This window comes from Campylobacter concisus (genome assembly GCF_003048605.1).
In the GTDB taxonomy this organism is placed as follows: Bacteria; Campylobacterota; Campylobacteria; order Campylobacterales; family Campylobacteraceae; genus Campylobacter_A; species Campylobacter_A concisus_BM.
This window is the reverse complement of sequence record NZ_PIRX01000003.1, coordinates 161,882-187,302: the sequence shown is the minus strand read 5'-3', so window position 1 is coordinate 187,302 and position 25,421 is coordinate 161,882. Positions and strand designations below refer to the sequence as shown.

27 protein-coding genes are annotated in these 25,421 nt (G+C 40.4%); 9 read left to right on the top strand and 18 right to left on the bottom strand.

Annotation, left to right across the window (positions count from 1 at the left end):
• Window positions 1-14: 14 nt before the first annotated feature.
• From CVS86_RS03375 to CVS86_RS03360, 4 genes are all read left to right on the top strand, one after another.
• On the top strand, window positions 15-1,019 hold the full coding sequence (locus CVS86_RS03375; protein WP_107790972.1) for a hypothetical protein: 1,005 nt from the start codon (window positions 15-17) through the stop codon (window positions 1,017-1,019).
• The gene (locus tag CVS86_RS03370) at window positions 1,016-1,537 is read left to right on the top strand and encodes a hypothetical protein (RefSeq protein WP_107790971.1); all 522 of its coding nucleotides are present in this window, start codon (window positions 1,016-1,018) and stop codon (window positions 1,535-1,537) included. Before CVS86_RS03375 ends, CVS86_RS03370 begins: the two co-directional genes overlap by 4 nt.
• Window positions 1,530-2,066, top strand: a complete 537-nt coding sequence (locus CVS86_RS03365; RefSeq protein ID WP_002942078.1) for a hypothetical protein — start codon at window positions 1,530-1,532, stop codon at window positions 2,064-2,066. Before CVS86_RS03370 ends, CVS86_RS03365 begins: the two co-directional genes overlap by 8 nt.
• Before the next feature lie 282 nt (window positions 2,067-2,348).
• Window positions 2,349-2,561 carry a helix-turn-helix domain-containing protein gene (locus tag CVS86_RS03360; RefSeq protein ID WP_107790970.1) on the top strand — a complete coding sequence of 71 codons (213 nt, stop codon included), beginning with the start codon at window positions 2,349-2,351 and terminating at the stop codon, window positions 2,559-2,561.
• Window positions 2,562-2,605: 44 nt separating this feature from the next.
• Here CVS86_RS03360 and CVS86_RS03355 read toward each other — a convergent pair whose 3' ends face one another.
• The 4 genes from CVS86_RS03355 to CVS86_RS03340 are packed head-to-tail and all read right to left on the bottom strand — an operon-like array spanning window position 2,606 to window position 5,566.
• Window positions 2,606-3,229, bottom strand: coding sequence for a tetratricopeptide repeat protein (locus CVS86_RS03355; protein ID WP_087580858.1), 624 nt, complete (start codon window positions 3,227-3,229; stop codon window positions 2,606-2,608).
• A 12-nt stretch (window positions 3,230-3,241) separates the two neighbouring features.
• On the bottom strand, window positions 3,242-3,901 hold the full coding sequence (locus CVS86_RS03350; RefSeq protein ID WP_002941997.1) for a tetratricopeptide repeat protein: 660 nt from the start codon (window positions 3,899-3,901) through the stop codon (window positions 3,242-3,244).
• A 10-nt stretch (window positions 3,902-3,911) separates the two neighbouring features.
• Window positions 3,912-5,252, bottom strand: coding sequence for a dihydrolipoyl dehydrogenase family protein (locus CVS86_RS03345; RefSeq protein WP_107790969.1), 1,341 nt, complete (start codon window positions 5,250-5,252; stop codon window positions 3,912-3,914).
• The gene (locus CVS86_RS03340; protein WP_107790968.1) at window positions 5,249-5,566 is read right to left on the bottom strand and encodes a type II secretion system protein; all 318 of its coding nucleotides are present in this window, start codon (window positions 5,564-5,566) and stop codon (window positions 5,249-5,251) included. The genes CVS86_RS03345 and CVS86_RS03340 overlap by 4 nt, the downstream gene beginning before the upstream one ends.
• 77 nt (window positions 5,567-5,643) lie before the next feature.
• Between CVS86_RS03340 and CVS86_RS03330 the strand changes: the two genes are divergently transcribed.
• Entirely contained in the window at window positions 5,644-6,195 is a 552-nt protein-coding gene (locus CVS86_RS03330; RefSeq protein WP_107790967.1) for a tetratricopeptide repeat protein, read from the top strand.
• A gap of 21 nt (window positions 6,196-6,216) precedes the next feature.
• On the opposite strand, the gene prfB is transcribed toward CVS86_RS03330, so the two are convergent.
• The gene (gene prfB / locus CVS86_RS03325; RefSeq protein WP_103595613.1) at window positions 6,217-7,317 is read right to left on the bottom strand and encodes a peptide chain release factor 2; all 1,101 of its coding nucleotides are present in this window, start codon (window positions 7,315-7,317) and stop codon (window positions 6,217-6,219) included.
• 120 nt (window positions 7,318-7,437) lie between these two features.
• Here prfB and panC point away from each other — a divergent pair, with 120 nt between their 5' ends.
• Genes panC through tilS form a run of 3 tightly spaced genes read left to right on the top strand, consistent with a single transcriptional unit; the run spans window position 7,438 to window position 10,561 of the window.
• A complete protein-coding gene (panC, locus tag CVS86_RS03320; protein ID WP_107790966.1) occupies window positions 7,438-8,259 on the top strand; it encodes a pantoate--beta-alanine ligase in 822 nt (273 codons plus the stop codon).
• A gap of 2 nt (window positions 8,260-8,261) precedes the next feature.
• On the top strand, window positions 8,262-9,572 hold the full coding sequence (rimO, locus tag CVS86_RS03315; RefSeq protein WP_107790965.1) for a 30S ribosomal protein S12 methylthiotransferase RimO: 1,311 nt from the start codon (window positions 8,262-8,264) through the stop codon (window positions 9,570-9,572).
• Window positions 9,569-10,561: a tRNA lysidine(34) synthetase TilS gene (gene tilS, locus CVS86_RS03310; RefSeq protein ID WP_107790964.1), complete on the top strand. Its 993-nt coding sequence runs from the start codon at window positions 9,569-9,571 to the stop codon at window positions 10,559-10,561. Before rimO ends, tilS begins: the two co-directional genes overlap by 4 nt.
• A gap of 1,043 nt (window positions 10,562-11,604) precedes the next feature.
• Here tilS and CVS86_RS03305 read toward each other — a convergent pair.
• From CVS86_RS03305 to gmhB, 5 genes are read right to left on the bottom strand one after another with little or no spacing between them, the layout of a single operon-like run.
• A complete protein-coding gene (locus tag CVS86_RS03305) occupies window positions 11,605-12,000 on the bottom strand; it encodes an SseB family protein (RefSeq protein ID WP_009294047.1) in 396 nt (131 codons plus the stop codon).
• A gap of 1 nt (window position 12,001) precedes the next feature.
• Window positions 12,002-12,571: a D-sedoheptulose 7-phosphate isomerase gene (gmhA, locus tag CVS86_RS03300; RefSeq protein WP_103596131.1), complete on the bottom strand. Its 570-nt coding sequence runs from the start codon at window positions 12,569-12,571 to the stop codon at window positions 12,002-12,004.
• Window positions 12,546-13,964: a D-glycero-beta-D-manno-heptose-7-phosphate kinase gene (gene rfaE1, locus CVS86_RS03295; RefSeq protein WP_107790963.1), complete on the bottom strand. Its 1,419-nt coding sequence runs from the start codon at window positions 13,962-13,964 to the stop codon at window positions 12,546-12,548. The genes gmhA and rfaE1 overlap by 26 nt, the downstream gene beginning before the upstream one ends.
• Window positions 13,957-14,946 carry an ADP-glyceromanno-heptose 6-epimerase gene (gene rfaD / locus CVS86_RS03290; protein WP_107790962.1) on the bottom strand — a complete coding sequence of 330 codons (990 nt, stop codon included), beginning with the start codon at window positions 14,944-14,946 and terminating at the stop codon, window positions 13,957-13,959. The genes rfaE1 and rfaD overlap by 8 nt, the downstream gene beginning before the upstream one ends.
• On the bottom strand, window positions 14,943-15,458 hold the full coding sequence (gene gmhB, locus CVS86_RS03285) for a D-glycero-beta-D-manno-heptose 1,7-bisphosphate 7-phosphatase (protein WP_107791002.1): 516 nt from the start codon (window positions 15,456-15,458) through the stop codon (window positions 14,943-14,945). The genes rfaD and gmhB overlap by 4 nt, the downstream gene beginning before the upstream one ends.
• A gap of 92 nt (window positions 15,459-15,550) precedes the next feature.
• Here gmhB and CVS86_RS03280 point away from each other — a divergent pair, with 92 nt between their 5' ends.
• A complete protein-coding gene (locus tag CVS86_RS03280; RefSeq protein WP_009294052.1) occupies window positions 15,551-15,853 on the top strand; it encodes a c-type cytochrome in 303 nt (100 codons plus the stop codon).
• Between the two features lie 365 nt (window positions 15,854-16,218).
• On the opposite strand, the gene epsC is transcribed toward CVS86_RS03280, so the two are convergent.
• The 8 genes from epsC to lptE all read right to left on the bottom strand — a co-directional run bounded on the left by epsC (window position 16,219) and on the right by lptE (window position 25,419).
• Window positions 16,219-16,770, bottom strand: a complete 552-nt coding sequence (epsC, locus tag CVS86_RS03275; RefSeq protein WP_107790961.1) for a serine O-acetyltransferase EpsC — start codon at window positions 16,768-16,770, stop codon at window positions 16,219-16,221.
• 4 nt (window positions 16,771-16,774) lie between these two features.
• The gene (gene cysK / locus CVS86_RS03270) at window positions 16,775-17,680 is read right to left on the bottom strand and encodes a cysteine synthase A (protein ID WP_107790960.1); all 906 of its coding nucleotides are present in this window, start codon (window positions 17,678-17,680) and stop codon (window positions 16,775-16,777) included.
• A 93-nt stretch (window positions 17,681-17,773) separates the two neighbouring features.
• The gene (locus CVS86_RS03265) at window positions 17,774-18,442 is read right to left on the bottom strand and encodes an endonuclease III domain-containing protein (protein WP_107790959.1); all 669 of its coding nucleotides are present in this window, start codon (window positions 18,440-18,442) and stop codon (window positions 17,774-17,776) included.
• Window positions 18,439-19,203: an ATP-binding protein gene (locus tag CVS86_RS03260; protein WP_002942073.1), complete on the bottom strand. Its 765-nt coding sequence runs from the start codon at window positions 19,201-19,203 to the stop codon at window positions 18,439-18,441. The genes CVS86_RS03265 and CVS86_RS03260 overlap by 4 nt, the downstream gene beginning before the upstream one ends.
• The gene (gene mfd / locus CVS86_RS03255; RefSeq protein ID WP_107790958.1) at window positions 19,200-22,145 is read right to left on the bottom strand and encodes a transcription-repair coupling factor; all 2,946 of its coding nucleotides are present in this window, start codon (window positions 22,143-22,145) and stop codon (window positions 19,200-19,202) included. The genes CVS86_RS03260 and mfd overlap by 4 nt, the downstream gene beginning before the upstream one ends.
• Entirely contained in the window at window positions 22,126-23,328 is a 1,203-nt protein-coding gene (locus CVS86_RS03250) for a Mur ligase family protein (protein ID WP_107790957.1), read from the bottom strand. The genes mfd and CVS86_RS03250 overlap by 20 nt, the downstream gene beginning before the upstream one ends.
• The gene (locus tag CVS86_RS03245; RefSeq protein ID WP_107790956.1) at window positions 23,325-24,899 is read right to left on the bottom strand and encodes a GGDEF domain-containing protein; all 1,575 of its coding nucleotides are present in this window, start codon (window positions 24,897-24,899) and stop codon (window positions 23,325-23,327) included. Before CVS86_RS03245 ends, CVS86_RS03250 begins: the two co-directional genes overlap by 4 nt.
• Window positions 24,880-25,419: an LPS assembly lipoprotein LptE gene (gene lptE, locus CVS86_RS03240; RefSeq protein WP_107790955.1), complete on the bottom strand. Its 540-nt coding sequence runs from the start codon at window positions 25,417-25,419 to the stop codon at window positions 24,880-24,882. Before lptE ends, CVS86_RS03245 begins: the two co-directional genes overlap by 20 nt.
• Window positions 25,420-25,421: the final 2 nt, after the last annotated feature.

Genomic DNA, 25,421 nt, shown 5'->3' with positions numbered 1-25,421 from the left:
AATTTAGGAGAGTTATGTCTTTTAGCATCAAAAAGCTTTTTTCAAACCTTTTCTTAAGCGTCGTGATCGAGGGCAACGAGTGCATATTTTACGGTCAGGTCTTTAGAAACGGCAAGCTTATAAAAACCATAAATGCTAAATTTACAGACATAAGCATAGATAGTGTCGATGAAAAAGTTTTAAAATACATAGAAGAGCAGGAAAAGACCTATTTTGGCGTCTATGTTTCGCTCTTTTTTAACGACGACTCACAAGGTGCGCTGCCTACTGCCAACTTTGACGAGTATAAAAAATTCAACATCAACACACAAAATTTAACCAGCCTTGTGATGCAAGATAGCTGGAGCATATATGCAAATTTAAATGCTATAAGAAGATATAAAAACCTCTTTGGGCAAGGTAGCGTCGATCTTATCTACTCACCTATCGCCCTGCTCTTTCACGAGCTTTTAAAGCGTGGAATTTCGCCAAAAACCACGCTATATCTCTACATCCACTCGCACTCTTTTGCGCTTGCGATATTTAAAGATAAGCAGATGAAGCTCTCTACGTTTTTAAATATGAGTGACACTGAAGAGGGCAACGAAGAGATCGAAAGCCTAAAAGAAGAGGATATAACAGACATAGACAACCTTATAGTCAAAGAAGAAGATGGCGCAACGGCGCTTGATGATTTTAAGAGTTTGGATGATTTTTTAAGCGATGATAAACCAAAAGAATTTGAAGATCTAAACTACGAGCTAAATATGCCAGCTTCGACCAATGTCGAGAAGTCAGTAGCGATATTTGGGCGCGATATGAAGATGTTTGACTACATCGCAAAAGCTATGAAAGAATTTTATGAAAATCCGATCTACGGCGGCGATTTTATCGAGCAGATCATCGTTTTTGAAAACACAAAAACAAGTGCAACCTTTTTACAATACCTGCAGTCTGAGCTATTTGTGGAGACATCAAGCTATCCGATCAACACAAATCACATCATGAATGAGATCATGCAAGAAGAGATAACACTATGAAATTTAGCTTCATCACTCCAGAACCAAGACCGCTTCTATCTATCTTTAGCAAGCTCTGGCTAAGCCTCATCGGCTTTGTCTTTGTGGTGCTTTTGGTGGCAAATTTCTTTATCGTTTATAAAAACTACTCAACCAAGAAAAATATAGAATTTCTAGCAAATGAGCAAAAAGAGCTTAGTCAAAAGATAGTTGATACTGATGAAATTTCAGCTAGACTTGGCGTGCAGATAGACGCAGCAAACGATATTTTCACGTCAAACTCTATCCTAAAGCAAAGCCTGCATAACCTCTTTGACCTTGTGCCTGATAGCATCACGCTTGAAGAGGTCTTTATGGATAAAAACTCGCTCATCATACGCGGCATAACGCCTACAAAAGATGTCTTTAACCAGCTTTTGGCCTCGCCACTAAGGTCGATTTTCACCACGTCAAACACTAGCTTTTATCAGAGCAAAAACGGCTGGTACGGCTTTATAAGCACAAATAAGATTGATAATTCTGAGGGATATAATGAGTAAAAAAGATACGAGCTTAGAAAAAATCGACCCAGTAAAGCTTTTACTTTTTATATTTGCTTTTATCATAGTTTGCTTCATTATGATATTTGGCTTTATCGTGCCAAACATAAAAGAATTTAAAAGCCTCTCAAGACAAAACTATTCGCAAACCTCATCATATACGAAGGTAAAAAATGAATTTGAAGCTAAATTTAAAGCACTTGAGGCGACAAGACAAAAGGACGGCGCTATCATCTTGGCTTATGATACAGCTTTTGATAAGGACAAATTTATAAATTTCGCATCACAATTTTTTAGCGAAGTGAGCCTTAGCAAGATAGAAGAAGGCGAAAATAATGCAACTGAGAAGTTTTTTAGATACCGCCTAAATGTCACTAGCTCGCTTAAAACCCCACAGAAATTTTATGACTTTTTAGATGCGCTTAGCAGCTACGACAGCATCATAAAAGCCGAATTTCCTATCGTCATGAAGGGCGAAAACGACAAGATCCACACGACCTTTAACATAAAAGTTTTTGGGTTGAAGTAACCAAATTTAATAAATTTCTCCACATAAAATTAAAATCGCACTGCTCTTAGCAAATACTAGGATATAAAAAGCTAGAGCCCTCTCTGCTACAAGAGGTCAAAAAAACTCTTACACACGCAGATGCTGACACACAAAGCGAGGTTATAAAACTATGTAAAGAGCTTCAAACCACGATCATAATGGCGACAAAAGATATTTTTGAAAGCAGAATCAAATTTAAAGAAATTTACGAATACGATATGAAGAGCAAGCAGCTTTTTCAAAAATGGCGAAGAGGTTCAGATGCCAAAAAATGAGGCAAAACTCTTCTTTTTGCTCGTGAGTAATATAGAAAAAGTGGTGAGTTACGAAGTGATAGAAAACTATGTCTGGAGCGAAAAATCGATGAGTAACGAAGCACTTAGAATGACTATCAAAAAGATAAGGGTAAAAACTGACGCCAACCTCATCAAAAACATCTCAGGCGTGGGATATAGACTTAGCGGATCAAACTAAATTTAACTTTGTGTAGCTTTTATAAATTTAAGCTACACAAATTCTTACTTTTTATCCACACATTTGCCAAGTTGGCAGGCTCTTTTATAAAGTGCGTCCGCCTTTGTTTCATCGCCGCTTAGCTTTGCAAGCAAGAAGCACGACTGAGCATACTCAAGCTCGCAACTCTTTGCCAAAAGCTTTAGCACCCTAGCCTCAGCCTTGTTTCTATCTATCTTATGAGTTTTTAAATTTTCGCTTTCGATGTAGGATTTTAGTCCCATTGCCTCGTTGTAGCAGCCAACGCCGTCGCCACTATCGCAAGCTAGTTTATAAAGCTTTAGAGCCTTTTCGATATCTTTTTGCTCATCAACTAGCCCTTGCTCGTAAATTTGACCTAAATTTGAGCAAGCAGTTGCAAGCCCAGCGTTGCAAGCCTTTTCGTAGTAGCCTTTTGCCTTTACGAAGTCCTTTTCGTTGCTAAAATTTACAGCTAGGTTGTTGCAGTCGATGCTATTCCCGCTCTCGCAGTTTTGCACCATCTTCTCTTTTTCAAGCTCAAGGCGCTCCGCCCTAGCCTCCTCATCACTTTGCCAAAAGCCAAAGCTCACCATCTTTTGCCACGACCAGCAGCCACTTAGCATAAAGCTAGCAGCTACGATAAGCCCAAAATTTAAAACTTTTTTCACTTATTTTCCTGCTTACATGCCAAGCTTTGCGCCTAGTCTTTTCATCTGTGGGCACGCCTTGTTTAGACCACGAAAGCAAGCGACTTTGTAAATCCCATAAGCTCTCTTTTCGTCCTTGTTCATACCAAGACCTAGCTCATACATCGCACCGATATTTGCGCAGCTTGGCAAATCCCCAGCGTTGCAAGCGTTTGTGTAGGCCTCCATCGCTAGATAGTAGTCTTGTTTTACGATCTCGCCCTTGCGGTAGGCGTTTCCTAGGTGGTAGCAAGCTTGTACGCCGCCACTATTGCAGCTATCTTTGTAAATTTCGACCGCTTTTTTTGGATCTTTTTTCACGCCAAGGCCGTTTTCATAGAGTGTACCAAGGTTTGAGCAAGCAAGCTGCACTTTCGCATCGCAAGCCTTTTTGTAGTTTGCGTAAGCATTGTCATACTCTTTCATAAGCTCAAAATTTACACCCAAGTCGTTGCAAGCTTCAGCATCGCCGCTCTCGCATTTTGGTGTTAAAAGATCGATGGCATTTTTTGAAATTTGCTCTTTGTTTTGCACCACCTTTTCGTCCTTTGGTTGCTGCCATGAGTCATCTTGCTTTGGCGTCTCTCCGATGCCGATCACATTTAAGCAGCCTGTGAAAAATAGAGCAGTTAAAAGTAGTAGATATTTTTTCATTTTTATCCTTTTAGTATTGTCCAAACAAGTCATTTAGGGCTTCGCTGATGCTTGGGTGAGTGAAAATTTGGTTTTTAAAGAAATTTGCGTCTGCTTTTAAATTCATCGCGATCGCGATCTCATTTATGATCTCATTTGCGTAGATGCAGTGAAAGCTAGCCCCCAAAATTTCGCCACTGCTTGCTTCAACGATCGCTTTTAGCATGCCCACATCATGATTTAGCACCTTTGCTCCTGGCACTGCTGCCATGCTAAGTTTTAGCTCCTTGAAATTTAGCCCAAGCTTGCTAGCTTCTTTTGCATTTACGCCAACTCTTGCTAGCGGAGTGTCGGTAAATAGCACGTTTGCGTGGATGCTTCTATTTTGTGTGGTGCGCTTTTTATCGCCAAAAATTTGCGAGAAAACTATCCTAAAATCATCCAAGCTCGTGTAGGTAAAAAGCTCTCCGCCGCGCACGTCGCCCACTGCGTAGATGTTCGACACATTTGTTTGAAGGCGCTCATTTGTCTTTATAAAGCCTTTTTCATTTAGCTCGATACCAGCTGCTTTTAAATTTAGATCATCTAAATTTGCCACTCTGCCAAGCGCTACTAAAAACGCATCAGCCTTAATGATCCTATCTTCACTGTCTTGTTTAAAATTTAGCGCATTATCTTTTAAGCTCTCTATCTCGCAGCCCTCTAAAATTTCGACGCCTTGCACGCTTAGCGCATCTTTTACGCTTTTAGCTATGTCTTCATCTTCATTTTTTAGAAGTGGTGAGCGTCCGACGATGGTCACTTTTGAGCCAAAATTTGCAAACATCGATGCAAACTCGATGCCGATGAAGCCACTGCCAACGATGACAAGATGCTTTGGCATAGTTTTTAGATCAAGCAAAGTTTTACTTGAAAAGACGTTTGAGTTTGTTATCTCAAATGGCGCATACGCCTCTTTTGAGCCGGTATTTATGATGATAAACTCGCCCTCAACGACTTTTTGCTCGCCATTTGAGGTTGTGACTAAGACGCTATTTTTATCTTTAAACGAGCCAACGCCATCGATCACGTCGATATTTTCTTTATCATTTAGCATCGCATAGTTTTTAGAATTTAAAGCTGAGATTAGCTTATTTTTATTTTCGATGCTAAGCGTGTAATACTCGTTTTCAACGCTATTATCTGCATATATCGCCTCTTTTGCAGCTGTGATTAGACGCTTTGTCGGTATGCAGCCCACATTTATGCAAGTGCCTCCATACATCTTTGGCGATCTCTCGATTAGCGCGACTTTTTTACCAAGCGCAGCCGCCTTTACCGCTAGCGTCTTGCCAGCCTTACCAAATCCAATAATAACAATGTCATATTTCATTTAATTTTTCCTATTATGTAGTATGTAGTTTCGTTTATCTTTTTGATATCCATTCTGTATTTATTTGCCCAGCTTTTGATGATCTCATCAACACGCTCTTTTATCTCTTTGACGGTTGCAACGTTTTTTATTTTTAGCCTATCCTCACTCCCGCTCATCGCTACAAAGCAAAGGTGCGGCTTTAGATGATCGTTTAGCTCGATCACACTCTTTGGCAAAAGGCCATCAGTGTTATTTAAAATTCTACGCATATGCTCAGTGGTCGTTTCGTCTATGTTGTAGCCAAGCTGTGTCAAAAGTGCGTTATGATCCATATCGTTCCTTTTTGCTTAAATTTGCGATCATTATAAGATAAAATTCGATAAAATCGCCTAAATTTTCAAGGACAAATATGAAAAAATTTATCATTTTTCTATTTAGCATTTTGCTATTTTGTGGCTGTTCAGCAGAGCAAATTTCGCAAAATTTAGGTCTTAGCGAGCCACCACTTGATCCTGAAGTAGAGCAGATAGCAGACGCCATCTATCTATATAACGAAGGCAACTATCCAAAGGCTTGCAAGAGATTTTACGACTACGCAAAAGATGGCAATGTCCTAGCCATGCAGCAAACTGGCGTTTGTTTTCGTGACGGCAAAGGCTTTAGTAAGGATATCTTAAGGGCACTTTTTTGGTTTGAGACAGCTGGCAGATACGGCAACATAGACGGACTAAGAAGCGCTGGATATATCTACGAGTACGGCCTTGGGGTCAATAAAAATTTAGAAAAAGCGATATATTTTTATGAAAAAGCCACTAGCCTTGGCTCAAGCGAGGCCAGCTATGATCTAGGGCTTATCTACCTAGGCAAAAATGACTATAAAAAAGCTAGAATTTATCTTGATGAGGCTTGCTACCATGCCAAAGAAGAAGCCTGCACCAAGCTAAAAGAGATGAAATTTTAGCTCTCATCTCTTTTAAATTTACTACCCCTCAGCCTTTTGAGCGATCAAAACGCCCTCTATCATCTTTTTGATATCTCCATCAAGTATCGCATCAGTTTGCGAAAATGCCTCGCCACTGCGGTTGTCTTTTACTTGCTGATACGGGAAAAGCACGTATGATCTTATCTGGTGTCCCCAGCCGATCTCGCTCTTTTCGACGCTGTTGCTCGCCTCTTGTTGCTTCATCAGCTCAAGCTCATAAAGGCGCGACTTTAGCATCTTCATCGCTGTGGCTCTGTTTTTATGCTGACTACGGTCGTTTTGACACTGCACGACGATGCCAGTTGGTATGTGCGTGATGCGGATGGCTGATTCAGTCTTATTTACGTGCTGACCGCCTGCACCGCTAGCTCTATAAGTGTCTATCTTTAGATCTTTCTCTTCGATCTCGATCTCTATATCATCATCTACTTCAGGGCTTACCATGACACTAGAAAAGCTTGTGTGGCGGCGTCCTGCGCTATCAAATGGGCTTGTTCGAACGAGCCTGTGGATGCCATTTTCTGCCTTGAAGTAACCATAAGCGTTTTCGCCTTTTACTATAAAGCTCACATCCTTTAGGCCTGCTTCTTCGCCCTCTTGAAAGTCCAAAGTCTCAACCTTAAAGCCCTCACGCTCGCAAAATCTAAGATACATCCTATAAAGCATGCTCGCCCAGTCGTTGCTCTCAGTACCACCAGCTCCTGGGTGGATCGATACGATCGCGTTTTTGCCGTCATCTTCGCCACTTAAAAGCATAGAAATTTCTAAATTTACTATCTTTTCATCTAAATTTTTAGCATCTTCAAAGAGAGAATTTATAGTCTCCTCGTCATTTTCAGAATTTGCTAGCTCAAAGAGCTCCTTTGCGTCGCTAACTGCTTGATGAGCGTCACTAAATTTAGCAAGCATGTTTGAAATTTTTGTCTTTTCTTTATTTAGCGCCCCAGCTCTTGCGATATCTTGCCAAAAGTCAGGGTCTTGCTCGGTCGCTTCGATCTCTTTTAGCCTAGCCTTTATCTCGTCAGGCTTTACGATAGAGCCTATGTTTTCAACTTTTGTTTGTAGCTTCTTTAAAAGCTCGTTGTATTCGTAACTATCCAAGTTTTTCTCCATAAATTTTTGCCGATTTTAGCCAAAAGTTGCTTACATTTTTAAATTTACGCCCTTTTAATCCTTTTTTGTTACAATGCCAAGTTAAAATTTAGATAAAAAGAGTCAAATATGCAGATCATAAGAACTATAAAAGAGCTTGAAAATTTTGTCCAAAATGCAAGTGGCAAGATCGGTTTTGTGCCGACAATGGGCGCACTTCATAACGGACACGTTAGCCTTATAAAAAAATGTGTGAGCGAAAATGAGATAAGCATCGTCTCAACATTTGTTAATCCAACTCAATTTTTGCCAGGCGAAGATCTGGACAAATACCCAAGAAAAGAGCAAAGCGACATCCAAATTTGCGAGCAAAACGGCGTTAGCGCTATCTTTATACCAGACACAAATGAGCTTTACTTTGAAGATGAACCGCTCATCGTCGCTCCAAAGAAGCTTTCGACCATCTTAGAGGGCAAAACTAGACCTGGGCACTTTGATGGCGTCTTAAGAGTGCTAAACAAGCTATTTCGCCTAACCCGTGCAAATAGCGTCTATATGGGCAAAAAAGACACGCAGCAGCTCATCATCGTGCAAAATATGATAAAGACATTTTTCTTAAACATCGAGCTAGTAGCTTGCGATATCGTTAGAGAGCCTGACGGCCTAGCACTTTCAAGCAGAAACGTCTATATCTGCGACGAAGATAAGTGCAACGCGCTAAGACTTTCAAGATCGCTAAATAAAGCGTTAAATTTGATCCAAAACGGCGAAGAAGACGCGAGCGAGGTCAAGGCAAATATGCTTGAGGTTTTAGAGCCACTAAAAGTTGATTACGTCGCGGTTACGGATAGAAATTTAAATGAAATTTCAAAAGTAGAAAAAGGTAACACCATCATCTTAGTAGCCGCCTATGTTGGCAAAACTAGGCTAATAGACAACATCTGGATCTAAAAATGCCAAAACTTCATCTAATCTCGCTTGGTTGTAATAAAAATTTAGTTGATTCGGAGATCATGCTAGGACGCTTGCAAAACTACGATATCACGGACGATATCAGCGACGCAGACGTCATCATCGTAAATACCTGCGGCTTTATCAAATCCGCCAAAGAAGAGAGCATCCAAACCATACTTGAGATGCACGAAGCTCGTAAAAATGGCTCTTTGCTAGTAGTGACTGGCTGTCTTATGCAGCGCTACAAAGATGAGTTAATAAAAGAGCTACCAGAGGTCGATCTCTTTACCGGCGTGGCAGACTACGACAAGATCGATGAGATCATCTTGAAAAAGCAAAATTTATTTAGCCCGCAGACTTATCTGCAGGCAAACGAAGAGCGCGTGATAACTGGCTCAAACTACCACGCCTACATCAAAATTTCAGAGGGCTGTAACCAAAAGTGCAGCTTTTGCGCGATACCGACATTTAAGGGCAAGCTAAAATCACGCTCGCTTGAAAACATCGTAAATGAGGTCAAAAATCTAGTCAAAAAAGGCTACTACGACTTTAGCTTTTTGTCCCAAGACTCAAGCTCATACATGCGCGATCATGGCGTTAGCGACGGGCTAATAAATTTAATAGACGAGATAGAAAAGATAAAAGGCGTAAAGAGCGCTAGGATACTTTATATCTACCCAAGTACGACCAGCAGGGAGCTCATTTCGCGCATAATCGCCTCGCCTATCTTTCACAACTACTTTGACATGCCCATCCAGCACATCAGCGAAAATATGCTAAAGATAATGAAGCGTGGAAGTGGCGCTAAAAAGATAAAAGAGCTTTTAAATTTGATGAGAAATGCCAAAAATTCATTCTTGCGAACTGGTGTCATCGTGGGACACCCAGGCGAGAGCGAGGAGGATTTTGAGGAGCTTTGCGAGTTTTTAGAAGAGTTTAAATTTGATAGAATTTCAGCCTTTGCCTACTCAAAAGAAGAGGACACAGCCTCTTTTGAAATGGAGCAAATCCCAGCCAAGATCATCTCAAAAAGGCTAAGCAAGATAGAAAAGATCACTAAAAAAGCGATAAATGAGAGTTTACAAAAAGAGCTTGGCAAGCAAATTTACGCATCGCTTGAGGGCATTAGCAGCGAGGGCGAGATGTTTTACGCAGCCAAAAAAGATATCTGGGACAAAGATATAGACGGCGAAATTTTGATCAATGAAAGCGACTTAAAAGAGCTTGAGATCGGTTCGCTCTACCTTTGCGAGGTCAGCGACGTGGTTGATCAAAAACTAGTCGCCACCATCATCAAAAAAGCAAAATGATAAGCCAAAATGTGCTTGGTAAGCTAAGCTCAGGCGCAAACCTGCTTGCCTTCTCGCACGGCATAGATAGCACCGCACTTTTTTACATTTTACACGAGACTGGGGTCAAATTTGATCTAGCCATAGTCGATCACAACGTTAGAAAAGAGAGCAAATTTGAAGTGGAAAGCGCCAAAGAGCTTGCTAGCAAATTTGGCAAAAAGATCTACGTAAAAAGTGTAAATTTAGCTGGGTCAAATTTTGAAAAAAATGCACGTGAAGCAAGATATGAGTTTTTTGGAGAAATTTGCCAAAATTTTGGCTATGAAAATTTGATCCTAGCACATCAATTTGACGATAAATTTGAGTGGTTTTTGATGCAGCTTGGCAAGGGTGCTGGACTAAAAGAGCTCTTTGGCATGAGCGAGCTTGAGAGGAGAAAGCACTTTTGGCTGGTTAGACCGCTTTTAAATTTACGCAAAAAAGAGCTTCAAAACTACCTTGACGAGCGAGGTTTGCGCTACTTTGTCGATGAGACAAATTTAGAAGGCAAGCTTAAAAGAAGCTTTGTGAGGCTAAATTTTAGCGAGCCGTTTTTGGACGAGTATTTTGGCGGCGTGAAAAGAAGCTTTGAGTTTTTGGAGGCTGATAGGCAAAATTTGCTGCCAAATATCACAAAGATAGATAATGAAATTTTTATTATAAAAAATGATAGTAACGTTGTGCGGGGCGTCGATATGGCAGCAAAAGAGCTAAATGTACTTTTAAGCAAGGCTCAAAAAGATGAGCTAAATGCAAATTTAGCAAGGCAAACAAGCGTGGTGCTAAGTGGCAAGATCGCCGTTGGATATGCTAATGAATTTGTTTTGGTAACGCCATTTTGCAAAGTCGTAATGCCAAAAATTTTTAAAGAAAAAGCTAGAATTTTAAAGCTCCCAGCGATAAATAGAGGCTATTTATTTGCAAACGGCATTCAAATAGAAAACCTTTCTAAATTTTTTAGTAGATAGAGCTTTTTAGGCTCTAAATTTGATCTACCAAAGGCTAATTTAAACTTTTTATCACCAAATTTTCTACAACAATCTTAACAAGTCCGCAAAAATTTAAAATTTCTATCTGCGAATTTAATCTACTAAGGTCAAATTTAAAACTAAATTTTACTCCACTCTCACAAGCAAAAAGCAACCACCCACGTTAGCAATTAGAGCAAAAACTGCGAATTTGGCTTTAGCCGCCTTTATTTTTTTCTGATATAAACTGCTTTTGTGTATAAATTTAGAATACAAAGGCTATAAATCTAACACACAAAAGAGCAAATTTTAAAGCTCAACCAGTAAATTTTACCTTTACGATATTCACACTAAAGCGTTAAGTCTGCAAAATTTAAAATTTCTATCGGTAAATTTATTTATTTTTAGTTTATTACAACTATTTTTTGGGCTTAAATTTGGCTGCAAATTTGATCTGAAAAGTCAATTTTAAAGCCTTAAGCAGCAATTTTACTCAAGCTCTCAAGTAAATGCCTGCTTCAACCTTGACAAATACAGCACTAAACCTGCAAATTTTCTATACTAAAAGTCAAATTTAATCTATAAAGAGCCAAATTTAAAGCATCATCTAGTAAATTTAATTTCACAGCTGTTTTAAAACAGCCCAAAAACTCATCTACGATATAAATTTTTCAAGCAATAAAACTCTAAATTTGATCCACATATCTTTGTTGCAGGATAGCTGCGATCTTCAACTTAAATTTAAAATTCACAGCGGTCTTATCGCTTTAAAATCGTATATCAAATTTAATTTTGCTACCAATAACAAAGATATATGAAACCAAATTTTATAAACGAGATAGTGAAATTTGTAGCTTACTAAATTTAGCTCATCTACAATATCAAATTTAATAAAAGCACTCAAAAAAGTCAAATTTATAAATCACCGCCGATCGCAGCAAAAAGCCAGCCTAAAAATTTAAATAGACCAGCAACTCAAAATCTACCTCATCAAAGCCATTTGCATAAAATAATGCGTAAAATTTTATAAATTTTATTACGCCCTAAGCGAGGATTTTCTCTATCAGCTCTCTTTTTAGCACAAAGTCATAGCTAAAAGCATCCACCACGACGCCAGCATAACTACTCTCTTTTAGCATCGCAAGATACTCCTTTAGCCCTATCTCAATGCTCTCTTGCTCGCTGTCGTTTCGCCAAAGCTTCATCGCCTCTTTGCTTGTAAATGCCGGAAAATAGCTAAGCTTCTCGCCCTCATCTTCAAGTAGGATAAATTTGATATTTGAGCCCTCCTCCTCATAAACTACGCCACCATCAGGCTTTGCAAGTGCTTGGTTTAAAAGCACTGGAGCAAAAAAAGTAGCCTTTTTTAAAGCCGATATCAAATTTATCTCATTTTTCTCGCTTGGATCACTTAAAAATTTATCCATCGCTTCTTGCATTTTAACCCCTAAAAGCCTCATCTACGGCTTGGCAGATCGTGTGTATAAAAAAGATGTGCGACTCTTGAATTCTTGCTGTATCGCTTGAGCTAACGACTAAATTTAGATCACATCCTTCATTCATCGCGCCACCACCTTTGCCGCTAAGTCCAAGCACTGATGCGCCCATTTTTTTGGCACTTTTTATAGCCTCAAGGACATTTTTGCTGTTGCCACTCGTTGAGATCGCCACGAGCAAGTCGCCTGACTGAGCCAAAGCCTCAAACTGGCGTGAGAAAACATAGTCAAAGCCGTAGTCGTTGCCAATGGCTGTAAGTGCCGAAGTGTCTGTAGTTAGCGCGATGCCAGGTAGTGGCTGACGCTCGCTTTTATATCTGCCAGTTAGCTCGGCTGCAAAGTGCTGAGCGTCCGCCGCAGAGCCGCCGTTACCACATATGAGCACCTTTTTGCCATTTTTTAGCGTATCAGCCACCATCTGGCAAGCGCGCTCTAGGCTACCTAGCAAATTTACATGCTCGCTAAAGGTCTTTTGGTGAGCCTCAAGCTCATTTTTTATCATCGTTTTTAGCATCTTTTATCCTTTTTATTATCCCTGTTGTGCTTTTGCCCTCGACAAAGTCGATCAGCCTGACCTCTTTTACGATATCGCTGCCAACGACCTCTTTGCCCTTGTAGTCAGCCCCTTTTACAAGCACGTCAGGCTTTATCTTTGTTATCAAATTTAATGGCGTATCCTCATCAAATATCACGACATAGTCTACAAATCCAAGCCCGCATAGCACGCAGGCTCTATCATCTTGCGAGTTTATGGGCCTTGCTTCGCCTTTTAGCCTCTTAACTGAAGCGTCCGAGTTTAGCCCGACTACCAAAAGATCGCCAAGCTCCCTTGCACGGGCTAGGTATTTTACGTGTCCAGCGTGCAAGATATCAAAGCAGCCATTTGTGAAAACGACCTTTTTCTTGCCCTTTTGGCTCAAAATTTCTTCTAACTCCTCAACGCTTTTAAGCTTGTGCTCGAAATTTGCCCCAAATGAGCTATTTAACAGCTGCTCGATCTCGCTAAAACTAGCCGTTGCGCTGCCGATCTTTGCCACGACGACGGCTGCTGCGAGATTTGCTATCTTGATCGCCTCTTTTATATCAGCCCCATTTGCTAGCATATAGCCAAGTGTCGCTAGCACCGTATCTCCTGCACCTGTGACGTCGAAGACCTCTTTTGCCTTGGCCGCAAAGATATGCAATTTGTCATCATATAGCGCGATGCCCTCTTCAGAGATCGTGATGATCGAATAGGTCAAATTTAGCTCGTATTTTAGCTGTTTTATCGCTTTTTCAAGCTCGGCCTTGTCTTTTATCTTTAAATTTGTAGCCTCACTCGCCTCTTTTTTATTTGGCGTTAGAAGGGTGGCGTTTTTGTATTTTGAGTAGTCGCTGCCTTTTGGGTCTATGAGCACTGGGATATTTAGCCTCACGCACTCGTTTATGATCTCTTGGCAGACCTTCTCACTAAGCACGCCTTTGCCGTAGTCACTTAGCAAGACGGCCTTGAAATTTGCAAGGTTTTCTTTGACTTTTGAGACGAGCTCATCTTCTAATTTTATCTTGACAACGCTCTCTTTATCGATCCTGACAACTTGCTGGTGAGATGCCATGATGCGGCTTTTTATCGAGCTTTCACGCCCTTTTTCAGTAAGGATCAGCTCATCTTTTACATTTATCTCAGCAAGCTTCTCTTTTATCTTTTTACCAGCCTCATCATCTCCTAAGACGCTAGCTACGCTCACGTTTGCACCAAGGGAGAGTAAATTTCTTACTACATTACCAGCGCCACCAAGCGTATAAGTTTCGTTATTTATCTTTACCACCTGCACAGGTGCTTCAGGCGAGATGCGCTCGCAGCTGCCCCAGATATAGTGGTCCAGCATGAGGTCGCCGACGACTAAAATTTTAACCCTCTTAGCCATTTATCTCTTCCTTATAAATTCTCTTTATCTCTGGCAAATAGTCTTTTATCGCCTCTTCCAAGCTCCAAGTCGCGCTAAAGCCAAATGCCTCGCGAGCTGGGGCGACGTCGGCTTCTGTGTGAAACTGATATGAGCCGATAAATGGGTTTTTGATATATTCGTTGCCTAAATTTACGCCGATCTCACGCTGCAAGATGTCAGCGATATCTTGAAAGCTTCTAGCCTTGCCAGTAGCTGCGTTATAGACGCCACTTGGCGCGTCAAGTGCTTTTATATTTGCCTCAATGATATCTTTTATATAGACAAAGTCACGTTTGATCTGGTCACTGCCCTCAAAGAGCCTTGGGGTCTTGCCAGCTAAAATTTGAAGTCCAAACTGAAGCACCATCGAGGCGGTTTTGTTTTTGAAAAACTCGCCCTTGCCAAAGACGTTAAAATACCTCAGTCCAACCACGCTCACGCCGCGCTTTGCATAAATTTTATTGATATTATCCATGCTTAGCTTGCTAAAGCCATATACGTTATTTGGCGCTTCGCACTCGCCAACGGTTTGTGGGCTCTTTGCGTTGCCATAAGTCGCCCCTGAGCTAGCGTAGATCATCTTTGCGCCCAGACTCTCGCAGATATCAAGCAAATTTACAAAGGCATTTACATTTGTTTTTATTAGCTCGTCTTGCTCTTTGACAGTGGTATCTGAGATCGCTGCTTCGTGATAGATAACGTCTGGGCGAAAGCTTTTTATCTTCTCAAGTGTGCTAGGGTCGTTGATATCGCCAGCGTAAATTTCACCCTTAAAACCAAGTAAATTTTTAAAATGACCAAAGCTTTTTAGATTGCCGTTGCTAAATGTCTCGTCGTTTCTAAATTTATCCACGACAAGCACGTGAGCATCTTTATAGTTTTCATCAAAATAGTGTGCCAAAGCTGAGCCGATAAAACCAGCGCCGCCAGTTATAACTATCTTTTTTCCGTTTAAATTCATAGTGATTTTTCCTTTTTTAGCTTATTTAAAACATCTCTTACATCTTTAAAAATTATCCCATCGAGCAAGAAATTTCTACCAACACCTGCTCTTTTGCCAGCCTCGACGTCACTTGGCTTATCGCCTATCATGAGCGAGTTTTCAAGGTCTATGTCAAACTCTTTGCAAGCATCAAGTATCATTTTTGGATTTGGTTTTCTGCAGGTGCATTTTTGCTCTGGAGCGTGCGGGCAAAAATAGACTTTGGTGATAAAAATTTGCTCTTTTTTAAAGCTTTCAAGCATAAATTTATTTAGAGCGTCAAACTGCTCCTGCGTGTAGTAGCCCCTACCGATGCCTGATTGATTTGTCACGACAAAGAGCTTGTAGCCAGCCCTAGCAAATTCTCTTAACACATCAAAAATACCATCAATAAATTTAAAGTCTTTGATCTCGCAAACGTATCCAGCGTCTTCGTTTATGACGCCATCTCGGTCTAAAAAAAGTGCTTTGTTGGCTGTTTCTTTTATCATTTGGTGATTATAGCCAAAATATTTTAACCCGCCCCTTGCAAATTTACATTTTTGTATTATAATGCCGGCACGTTTTTTAAAAAGGATGACAAATGAAAAAACTACTAATCGTTTCAAGTGTTGCAGCACTACTTTCAACTGCTGCTTTCGCTGCAGATGGCGCTACTATCTATAAAAAATGCGTTGCCTGTCATGGCGCTAAAGCTGAAAAAGTTTTCAATAACAAAGTTCCAGCTTTAACATCACTTGACGCAGCAGCTATCGAAGCAGCTCTAAAAGGCTACAAAACAGGAGCAAATAAATTTGGTCTTGGTGCTATGATGAAACCTATCGCTACTCCAATGAGCGATGAAGATGCAAAAGCAGTAGCTGAATACATCCAAACTTTAAAATAATCACAGGGGCGCTCGCCCCTTTTTCTACAAATTTAAACTCACACCAAATTTCAAAAGTTCTTTTAGCATTTGGTATATAAAGTCACAATATACATCTTCTTTTATCGGCACTCTTTTTTCATAAGCGTAGGCTATGCCCTCAGCAAAAGTTTGCGCTAAACGTATCAACTATATTTTTTTGGCTAAATTTTATGTAAGATTTTTGGCGCAGCTTTCGTCTGATAAATTTTGTTATCAAATTTATTAAAATGACAAATATTATAATAGGCAGCGCAAAGCTAAAAAACGCTGGCAGCATAGTGGATAGTAAATTTGCCGTATCAAAAATTTGCATTTTTATAAAGTAGTGAAAGTAAATTTAAATTTTAAATGATAAATTCTGGCTCAAATTTTGTCCCATTTACCCTGACAACTCTTGCAGGTATGCCAACGACAGTTGCATTTGCTGGGACGTTTTTTAGCACGACTGAGTTTGCACCGATCTTAGCATTTTCACCGATCGTTATGGCACCAAGTATCTTTGAGCCAGCGGCGATAGTCACGCCATTTTTAATGGTTGGATGGCGCTTACCACACTCTTTGCCAGTACCGCCAAGTGTCACTTGATGATACATCATCACATCATCACCGACCTCAGCCGTCTCGCCGATAACCACGCCCATGCCGTGATCTATGAAAAATCTCTTACCGATCTTTGCCCCAGGGTGGATCTCGATGCCCGTTAGAAATCTTGCGATTTGCGAGATGAGTCTAGCTAGAAAAAACCACTTTTTCTCATATAAAAAATGAGAAATTTTATGAAACAAAACCGCATGGATGCCAGGAGTGTTTATAAGTATCGCCAAAAAGCAACAACTATGCACCGATGGGTCTTTTTCACGGACGGTTTGAACTAGCTCTTTTAGACTCTCCCACATATTTTTATGCTCCGTAAAGCTCTGTGCTTAAGTATCTTTCGCCATTATCTGGAGCTATGAAAAGTACTTTTTTGCCAGCGCCAAGTCTTTTAGCTACTCTTTTTGCAGCCACGTAAGCAGCACCACCACTTATACCTATCATGAGTCCATCACTTTTAGCGATTGCTCTAGCTGCGTTTAGCGCATCATCGTTGCTTACTTTTTCTACTTCACTAACTAGGCTCATATTCATAGTATTTGGTAAAAATCCGGCTCCAATGCCTTGAATTTTATGCGGTCCTGGGTTACCACCACTTAAAACCGGCGATGCTTCAGGCTCAACTGCGATGATCTTAGTATCATAGCCCTTTTCTTTTAAAATTTTTGCTACGCCGCTTATCGTGCCACCTGTACCAACGCCAGCTACAAAGGCATCAAGCTTACTAAAATCAGCCACAATTTCAGCTGCTGTTGTTAGTTCGTGAGCTTGTGGGTTATACTTGTTTTCAAACTGGCTTAGCATTACGTGATTTGGCTGAGCTGCTAGCTCTGTAGCTCTTGCGATCGCTGCTTTCATGCCACCAGACGCTGGAGTTAGCTCAAGCTGTGCACCATAAGCAGCTACTATTTTGCGTCTTTCGATACTCATGCTCTCTGGCATGCAAAGTATCACTTTAAAGCCAAGTGCAGCACCGCACATAGCTACGCCGATACCTGTATTTCCGCTTGTTGGCTCAACGATAGTGTCGCCATGTTTTAGCGTGCCATCAGCTAGCATTTTTGTGATCATATTAAATGCGATCCTATCTTTTACAGAGCCGCCTGGGTTAAAAAACTCTAATTTTACGTAAATTTCAGCCTCGTCAGCACCTGTTTTAACCTTTACGATAGGTGTATTACCGATCGTTTTTACGATGTTATCGTAGATCATCACTCCTCCTAAAATAAATTTCTCGTAAATTTAGCATAGAATTTAAAATAAAACATAAAAAGTCCTAATTTGCGCTAAATTTAAAATAAAAATTTAGTTTTTAATGATATCAAGCACCTCTTGTCCGCTTTGGCTTAAAATTTTACCTTTGAAATTCTCTTTGCAAAACTCCAAAATAAGCGTATGATAGAGCTTTAAAACCTCAGTTTCGTCAAATTTCTCACTATCAAGAAATTTATAAATTTCATAATAATCAAGCGAGCTAAACCACTCAGCCGCCTCGTCGTAGCTCTCAAAAATGTAGTCAAAATATGCCATTATCCTAAGCGCATAAGCATCAACGACCATGTAAGGCTTGCCGCAAGCGTAAGCAAGTATCGCATCACAAGTCTCAGCGCCAACGCCTTTTACGCTTATGAGCCACTCGCGGCTAGCGTTTTCTTTAAAATTATCAAAGCTCTCAAATTCGTTTTTTATAGCTAGGCAAAGCGTCTTTAGCCGTTTTGCCTTTGTGTTGTAAAAGCCACTTGGCTTTATAAGTGTGGCAAGCTCGCTGTTTTCAAGCTCGCAAATGCCTTGCAGGCTATCTTTGCTGGCTTTTTTTAGATTATCTAGCGCTTTTTCAACGTTTTTCCAGTTGGTATTTTGCACCAAAATAGCGCCCAAAATAACCTCAAAAGTGCCCTCGCCTGGCCATTTTAGCTCGTCAAAATTTCTACTTTTGTGATTTAACAGGGCTAAAAACAGATCAGTTGATCTCATTTTAAATTTTCTTTAAAAGTTAGATAAAACTGCTTTGCCGTCCTGCCACTTCTGCTGGCTCTTAGCGTGGCGAAATTTTTAGCAAGCGTGTGAAGCTCATCTTTGTCGCCAGTGTAGTCTTTAAAGTAAAAATCAACCATTTTTAGATACTCGTCGTAGTTGCCTTGATAAAAGCTGATCCAAAGACCAAAGCGGTCTGAGAGCGAAATTTTCTCCTGAGCTGCGTCGCTATAGTGGATTTCTCCGTCTATTAGCTCTGAGTTTTCATTTTCGCTTTTAAACTCGCTTATTAGGTGGCGGCGGTTTGATGTAGCGTATAAAAGGACGTTTTTTGGCGGCTTTTGGATAGAGCCATCCATGATAGGCTTTAGAAATTTATATTCATTGCTACCATTTTCAAAGCTTAGATCATCGCAGAAAATGATAAATTTAAACTCGCTCTTTCTGATCTCGTCGATGATGTCGCCAAGGTATTTTAGATCCTCGCAGCCGATCTCAATGATGCGAAGTCCCTCTTTATAAAATTTAGTAAAAACAGCCCTTACAAGGCTTGACTTGCCACATCCTCTCTCGCCCCAAAGAAGCACGTGATTTGCCTCGTCGCCAGCTATAAAATTTCTAGTGTTTTTTAGCAAAATTTCTTTTTGTTTCTCTAGCCCATAAAGTGAGTCGATATCGACAAAATCGATATCCTCAACCGGCTTTAGCATCCCTTTTGTGCTCTTATAAATCGCTGCGTACTTCACACCCCAATCTATCATTTCTTATCCTTTCTTAGATAGACCAAAATTTCAGCCAAAACATCGTCATCGTCCTTGCTACGTGACTTTAGCCTGATCTTCTCGTCATCATTTTTTGTTATTAGTATATTTTGTTCGCTGTTTGAGATCGTCTTTATGCCAGCTTTTAGAGCTAAAATTTTGATGATGATAAGGTCTAAAAACTGCTTTGTAAATGTATCTATCTTGCCAAATCTATCCTCAAGCTCGCTTTGTATCTCATAGACCTCGCTAACCTCTTTACACTTGCTAAGGCGCCTATAAATTTCAAGCCTTAGCCTATCTTCTCTTATAAATTCTTGATTTAAGAAGGCACTCACACTAAGCTTTAGATCGATCTTGTCAAGCTTTGCGGAGTCTTGATTAAGAAGCTTGTTTATCTCATCTTCTAGCATCTTTAGATATAGCGAGTAGCCGATAGCCTCGATGTGGCCACTTTGCGCCTCGCCGATGATGTTGCCACCGCCCCTTATCTCAAGGTCGTGATAGGCTAGCACTGAGCCAGCGCCCAAAAATGAGTTGCCCTCAAGTGCCACGAGGCGTTTTAGAGCGTCTTTGCTAATGGCATCTTTATCCTCAACCAAAAAGTAGCAGTAGGCCTGCTTGTCGCTTCTACCCACACGACCGCGCAGCTGATGCAGGTCAGCCATGCCAAATTTATTAGCATTTTCTACGATTATAGTGTTTGCATTTGGCAAGTGGATGCCGCTTTCAACGATGCTGGTGCAAAGCAGCAAGTCATACTCGCCCCGCTCAAATTTCATCATCTCATCTTCAGCGACTTTCGCATTTATCTTTGAGTGAAGTATCAAAATTCTAAGCTTTGGCAAAATTTTTCTTAGTTCATTTGCCGTCTGCTCGATGTCTGCGATGTGGTTGTGGATGTAAAAGGTCTGCCCGCCGCGTCTTAGCTCACGCATGATAGCCTCTTTGACGACCTTTTCGTCCCACTCTCTCACGCTTGTTCTCACATCCAGCCTCGAGCTTGGCGGAGTGGCTAAAATGCTATATGTTTTTATCTTGCTAAGCGCCATATTTAGGCTTCTTGGTATCGGTGTGGCGCTCATACTTAAGATGTGTGAGTGCTGAGAAATTTCTTTTAGCTGCTCTTTTTGTTTAACGCCAAATTTATGCTCCTCATCAACCACTATAAGCCCTAAATTTTCAGCCTTTACACTAAGAAGTGCATGCGTACCCACGCAAACTATGGGCTCATTTTCTTTTAGCGCTTTTTGCAGGCTTGATTTCTCTTTGGCACTTGAGAAGCGATCCAGCCTAAAGACTTTTATGCCAAATTTGCTAAATCTCTGACTTAGCGTCTTGTAGTGCTGCGAGCTAAGAAGCGTCGTTGGCACAAAGAAAAACGCACTAAAGCCTGATTTTATGCAGGTAAATATGGCATTCATCGCAACTTCAGTCTTGCCAAAGCCAACATCTCCGCTAAGCAGTCTATCCATCACCTTGCCGCTTTTTAGCTCATCTTTTATATCATTTACCGCTTTTTGCTGATCACTCGTGTATGAAAAGCCAGCGTCTTGGACGAAATTTAGATAAGAGATATCCTCTTTTTGTAAAATTTTACCTGCGATTAGCTCCCTTTTTGCCGCCATCGCGACTATCTTTGAAGCGATCGCGAAGAGTTTTTCTCTAACTTTCTCTTTTATCTTGGCAAAATTTGCCTTACCCAAGCGATCAAGCACCGCCATAGAGCCATTTTGCGCGATGTAGCGATCTATCAAATTTAGATGCTCGACTGGCAAAAGAAGCTTGTCATCATTTTGGTAGGCAATTACCACAAATTCTTTCGTCGCACCCAAAACCTTGATCTTTTCAAGCCCCAAAAATCTGCCTATACCATAATCTTCATGCACAACGTAGTCATTTACTTTTAGCTCATCGACCACTAGGCTTGAGCGTTTAACTCGCCTTTTTTTCTCAAATTTATTTAGTGAGACTACGATCTTGTCGCTTGATGTTAAATTTACTACAAGGGGCGAAATTTCAAGCTTTACGTTGGCAAAGCCATCAAGCTCATAGCCCTTAAAAAGCCCCTCATTTCTTGAAAGAACGGTTATGCTTTTGCTCTTATTTAGCTCAAAAAAGTCAAAATTTAAAGTAACTTCTAGGTCTTTATAGACCTTTGGCTCGGGCAAAATTTCAATGCCCTTAAATTTCTCCTCAGGCGCATCATAAATTTCAAAATCGATCTTTTTAACAAGCTTTGAGTTAAATTCTTTTAAGTAGTCGCTAAAGCTATCTATCGCCCAAAATCCGAGCGAATTTAGATCGCTCACAAGGGCGTCACTTTGCATATCCTCGATCTTTTGGCTAACTTTTTCAAACTCATCTTTGCTAAGATTTGCGATAAATGGCACGATCTCGGCTTCGCTTAGCTCATTTTTGTTGCTAATTTGCGTGGCGGTGTTGTAGTTTCTGATACTCTCCACCTCATCGCCAAAGAGTAAAATTCTAATAGGGTCGTCCATATTTACGCCATAAATGTCGATCACTTCGCCGCGTATGCTAAACTCGCCAACGCTCTCAACGATATCGACGCACTCGTAGCCAAATCGTATGAGCAAGTCGGAAAATTCGCTTAAATTTATATTATCCTTTAGCTTGATCGTTGAGCTTTCTAAGTTTTTTTGCGTTGGAAGTGGGTTTAAAAGCGTGCTAAATGGGCTTACGATGATCTTTTTGCCATCAAATTTATAGTATTTGCTAAGAACGGATGAAATTTCAAAGAGCTCTTCGTTAAAGCTTCTTAGATCATCGCCCTTTTTAGCTCTAAAATCAGGTAATTTAAATGCGCTAAAGCCAGCAAAACTGGCCGCATCAGCGCAGAGTGCCGCCTCTTTATCATCTTCGCAGATGAGAATTTGTGGAGCGTGTGTTAAAAGATACTCATAGACCTTTGCTTGCATAGTACTCTTTTAAAAAGGCTTCGGCTAGGTGAAACGAGCCAAATGCTAGGTAAATTTTGCCGTTTTTTGCCTCTTTTATATCGTTCATATCGCTTAGCTCAAACTCTCTATGCGAAATTTCAAGCTCGTTTAGTGCTTTGTTTATGAGCTCTCCGCCAAGCTCCCTACCCTCGCAGTGGTAGTGATAAAGCAGAACCTCTTCGACGACTTGCTTTAGAGCTGCCAAAACTGCCTTGAAATCTTTATCTAAAAACGAGTTATAAACTAGCGTTAGTTTTTTGCCGCTAAATTCATCAGAGCTAAATTTCTTAGCCACAGCCTTTGCACCAAGCTCGTTGTGACCGACATCTACATATAAATTTGAAGCAATCTTTTCGCATCTGCCTCGAAGCGATAAAGCACCAAGCTTTTTGATATCTATGCTGCTATCTAAAATTTTAGCCGCGGCGTAGGCTAGAGTTAAATTTGAGCGTAAAAACTCTGGGAGATTAAATTTAACTGCGTAGTTTGCGATCTCGTTTAAATTCTCTTTGGTCAAAATTTCTCTTGGAAAGCTTAAAACTGCTTTTTTCTCGCTCGCGATCTCTTTTGCGATAGCCACACTTATCTCGTTCATCTCATCATTTAAAATAGCTCTTTTGCCCATGGCTTCAAATTTCGTGCGTGAAATTTCTTCTAAGCTGTTGCCTAATATCGCCGTGTGATCAAAGCCGATCGGAGTAAAGATGCTTAGCTCTTTTTCAAAGACATTTGTAGCATCCAGCACGCCGCCCATGCCAGCTTCGCAGACAAAGTAGTCGCAACCCTCAAAAAGCACCGCAGAAAGCAGTGTCATATACTCAAAATAGCTTGTTTTTATCTTGTACTCATCACTCAAAAGAGCTTGCAAACGCTCGTGAGCTACCTCTAAAATTTCATCGCTAGCGACCTCGCCATTTAGCCAAAATCGCTCGTTAAATTTAAATATATGTGGGCTCGTGTAGTGGCCTACTTTTGCGCCCTTTTGGCTTAAAATTTGCGCTAAAAAGCGGCCGGTGCTACCTTTGCCATTTGTGCCGATGATGTGGATTATCTTAAAAGGCTTTAGATGGCCTTTGATCGTATCATAAGCCCTTATGATCCTACCATAGTCGATCTCTTTGTAGTAAAGTGGCTTGCCGTCAAGAAATTTCGCTAGGCTCATTTTTCCTCGATTATCTTTGGCATGACTTGGTTTCTGCCGCCCTCTTTTGAAAGATAGAGCATCTTATCAGCGCCCTCAAGCGTCATAGTATCGCTTAAATTTGCACTTCTTGTCGCCACACCAGAGCTAATGGTAACTTTGATGCGCTCGTTTTTATAGATAAATTTGAAATTTTCGATCATGCTTCTTAGCTTCTCGCCAAATCTAACTCCATCTTTGAGGCTCGTGCTTGGTAGCAAAATGACAAATTCCTCGCCGCCGTATCTACCGACAAAATCAACCTTTCTAGCATTTTTCTTAAGCACCTGAGCCACGGCTGAAAGGATCACGTCGCCAGCTTCGTGTCCGTAGGTGTCATTTATCTTTTTAAAGAAGTCAATATCAACAAAGCAGATCGAATAGTCCGTGCCGTAACGTTTATAGGCCTCTTCGATACGCTGAATTTCACTCATCAAAGCTCTTTTTGTAGCCACTTTGGTTAAAAAGTCCTCTTTGCTCTCAAGTTTAGCAGCTTCAAGCTCTTTTTCTAGGCTAATAACCCTGTTTTGAAGCTCAGAAATAGTCGCTTGCTTGCTGTTCATCTCAAGACCAAGCTCCTTACTCTCGATCTCCAAGGCACCTGCGATCTCGATAAGCATGCTCTTTACATGATCGATGCTATTTGCATTTAAATTTACATTTTTAAGATCATTTTTGATGCTTTGCACCTTAGCTGAGTTACTTTGAGAGCTAGCTGCGATATCTGAAATCCTCTCGCCTATGCTTTGCAAGATGTTGTTTAAAGAGCCAACCTTTTCGATGATCTCGGTTCTATCTTCTTCGATCCTGCGATCGACAAAACCCTTTATCTTATCTTGAAATTCTTTGCTATTTAGGCTTTGTGGATTTTGCTTCAAAACGCTTCTAATGCTGCTAAGCTCTTCGCCAAGCTCCTTTGTGATAGAAGGCTCAAGCGCAAAATTTAAAAGCTCAACTAAAGTGTTTTCTTCTGCATTTTCATTTTTTTGAGATAAGAATTTCTCAAGCTCAGCGCTCATAGTCTTTAGATCGTCAAAGTCTCTCACGCCATAATATTTCAAAAAGTCCAAAAATTCAGTATCGTAAGAGCTTACAAAGTCAAACCATTTAAGGCACATCTCTTCAAGATTTTTCTCGTCATATCTTCTAGCAAGTAGCTGCATGCCCTGCTCTGCTAGAGCTTTTGCATCTTTGTTGTGAAGCATAGAGATGGCTTGGAGAATTCTTCTTGCAAAGGCATTTAGTGACTTTAACTTTTTATCATCGACCACTTGGGCTGTGCCATTTTTAGCACCATGAGAGAGCCTAGCGGTCATAAAAGCTACAAACTCATCAACCGTTTTTATATGAAGGCTTATAGCTTGCGCTTTATAGTCATCACCAAGCCTTGAGATATATTTTTCTATCTTTTTGCTCTCTTCGGTAGTAAAGCCATATTTTTTAGAAATTTCATTATAAACTTCGGTGTAATTTTCTGGCGTTAGCATCAAATGGCGATCTTTTATCTCGCTCAAGGCTTCCTTGACTATTTGACTAACGGTTACTGCTGCCATTTTTATATCCTTTTACAGCTAAATTTGCGATGTACTCATCAAACGCCTCTTTTGAGGCCTCTTTTATAGCTTCATACTTTTGAGTATCGCTAAGAACACTATCGGCAAATCTTACATCTTTTTGACGTCTTGCCACACTAAAATCATACTCGCCAGTAGCAGGTATATCTATGACACGACCATCTTTAAATTTGGTTTTATAATTTAGAGTTAAAAGAGCTTTATAAGATGTGATATAGCCGTATTCATCATAGATTATCGCTTCATAGGTTAAATTTTGCACTGAGACAATTATCGAAGTATCAGCGCTATCTTTGCTTGATAGTGATTTATGCAACCTTGCGACCATGCCCTCTTTTACTGCGTCTTTTATCCAGACACTATTTTTTGGCTCTTCTTTGCTGATGATAACATCAACATAAACTCTATCTCCAACCAAATCCTGCGAGATCTTTGAAACTGGTTTATAGCCACATCCGCAGATAAATATCGCAATAAAAAACGCTAAAAAATATCTCAAAA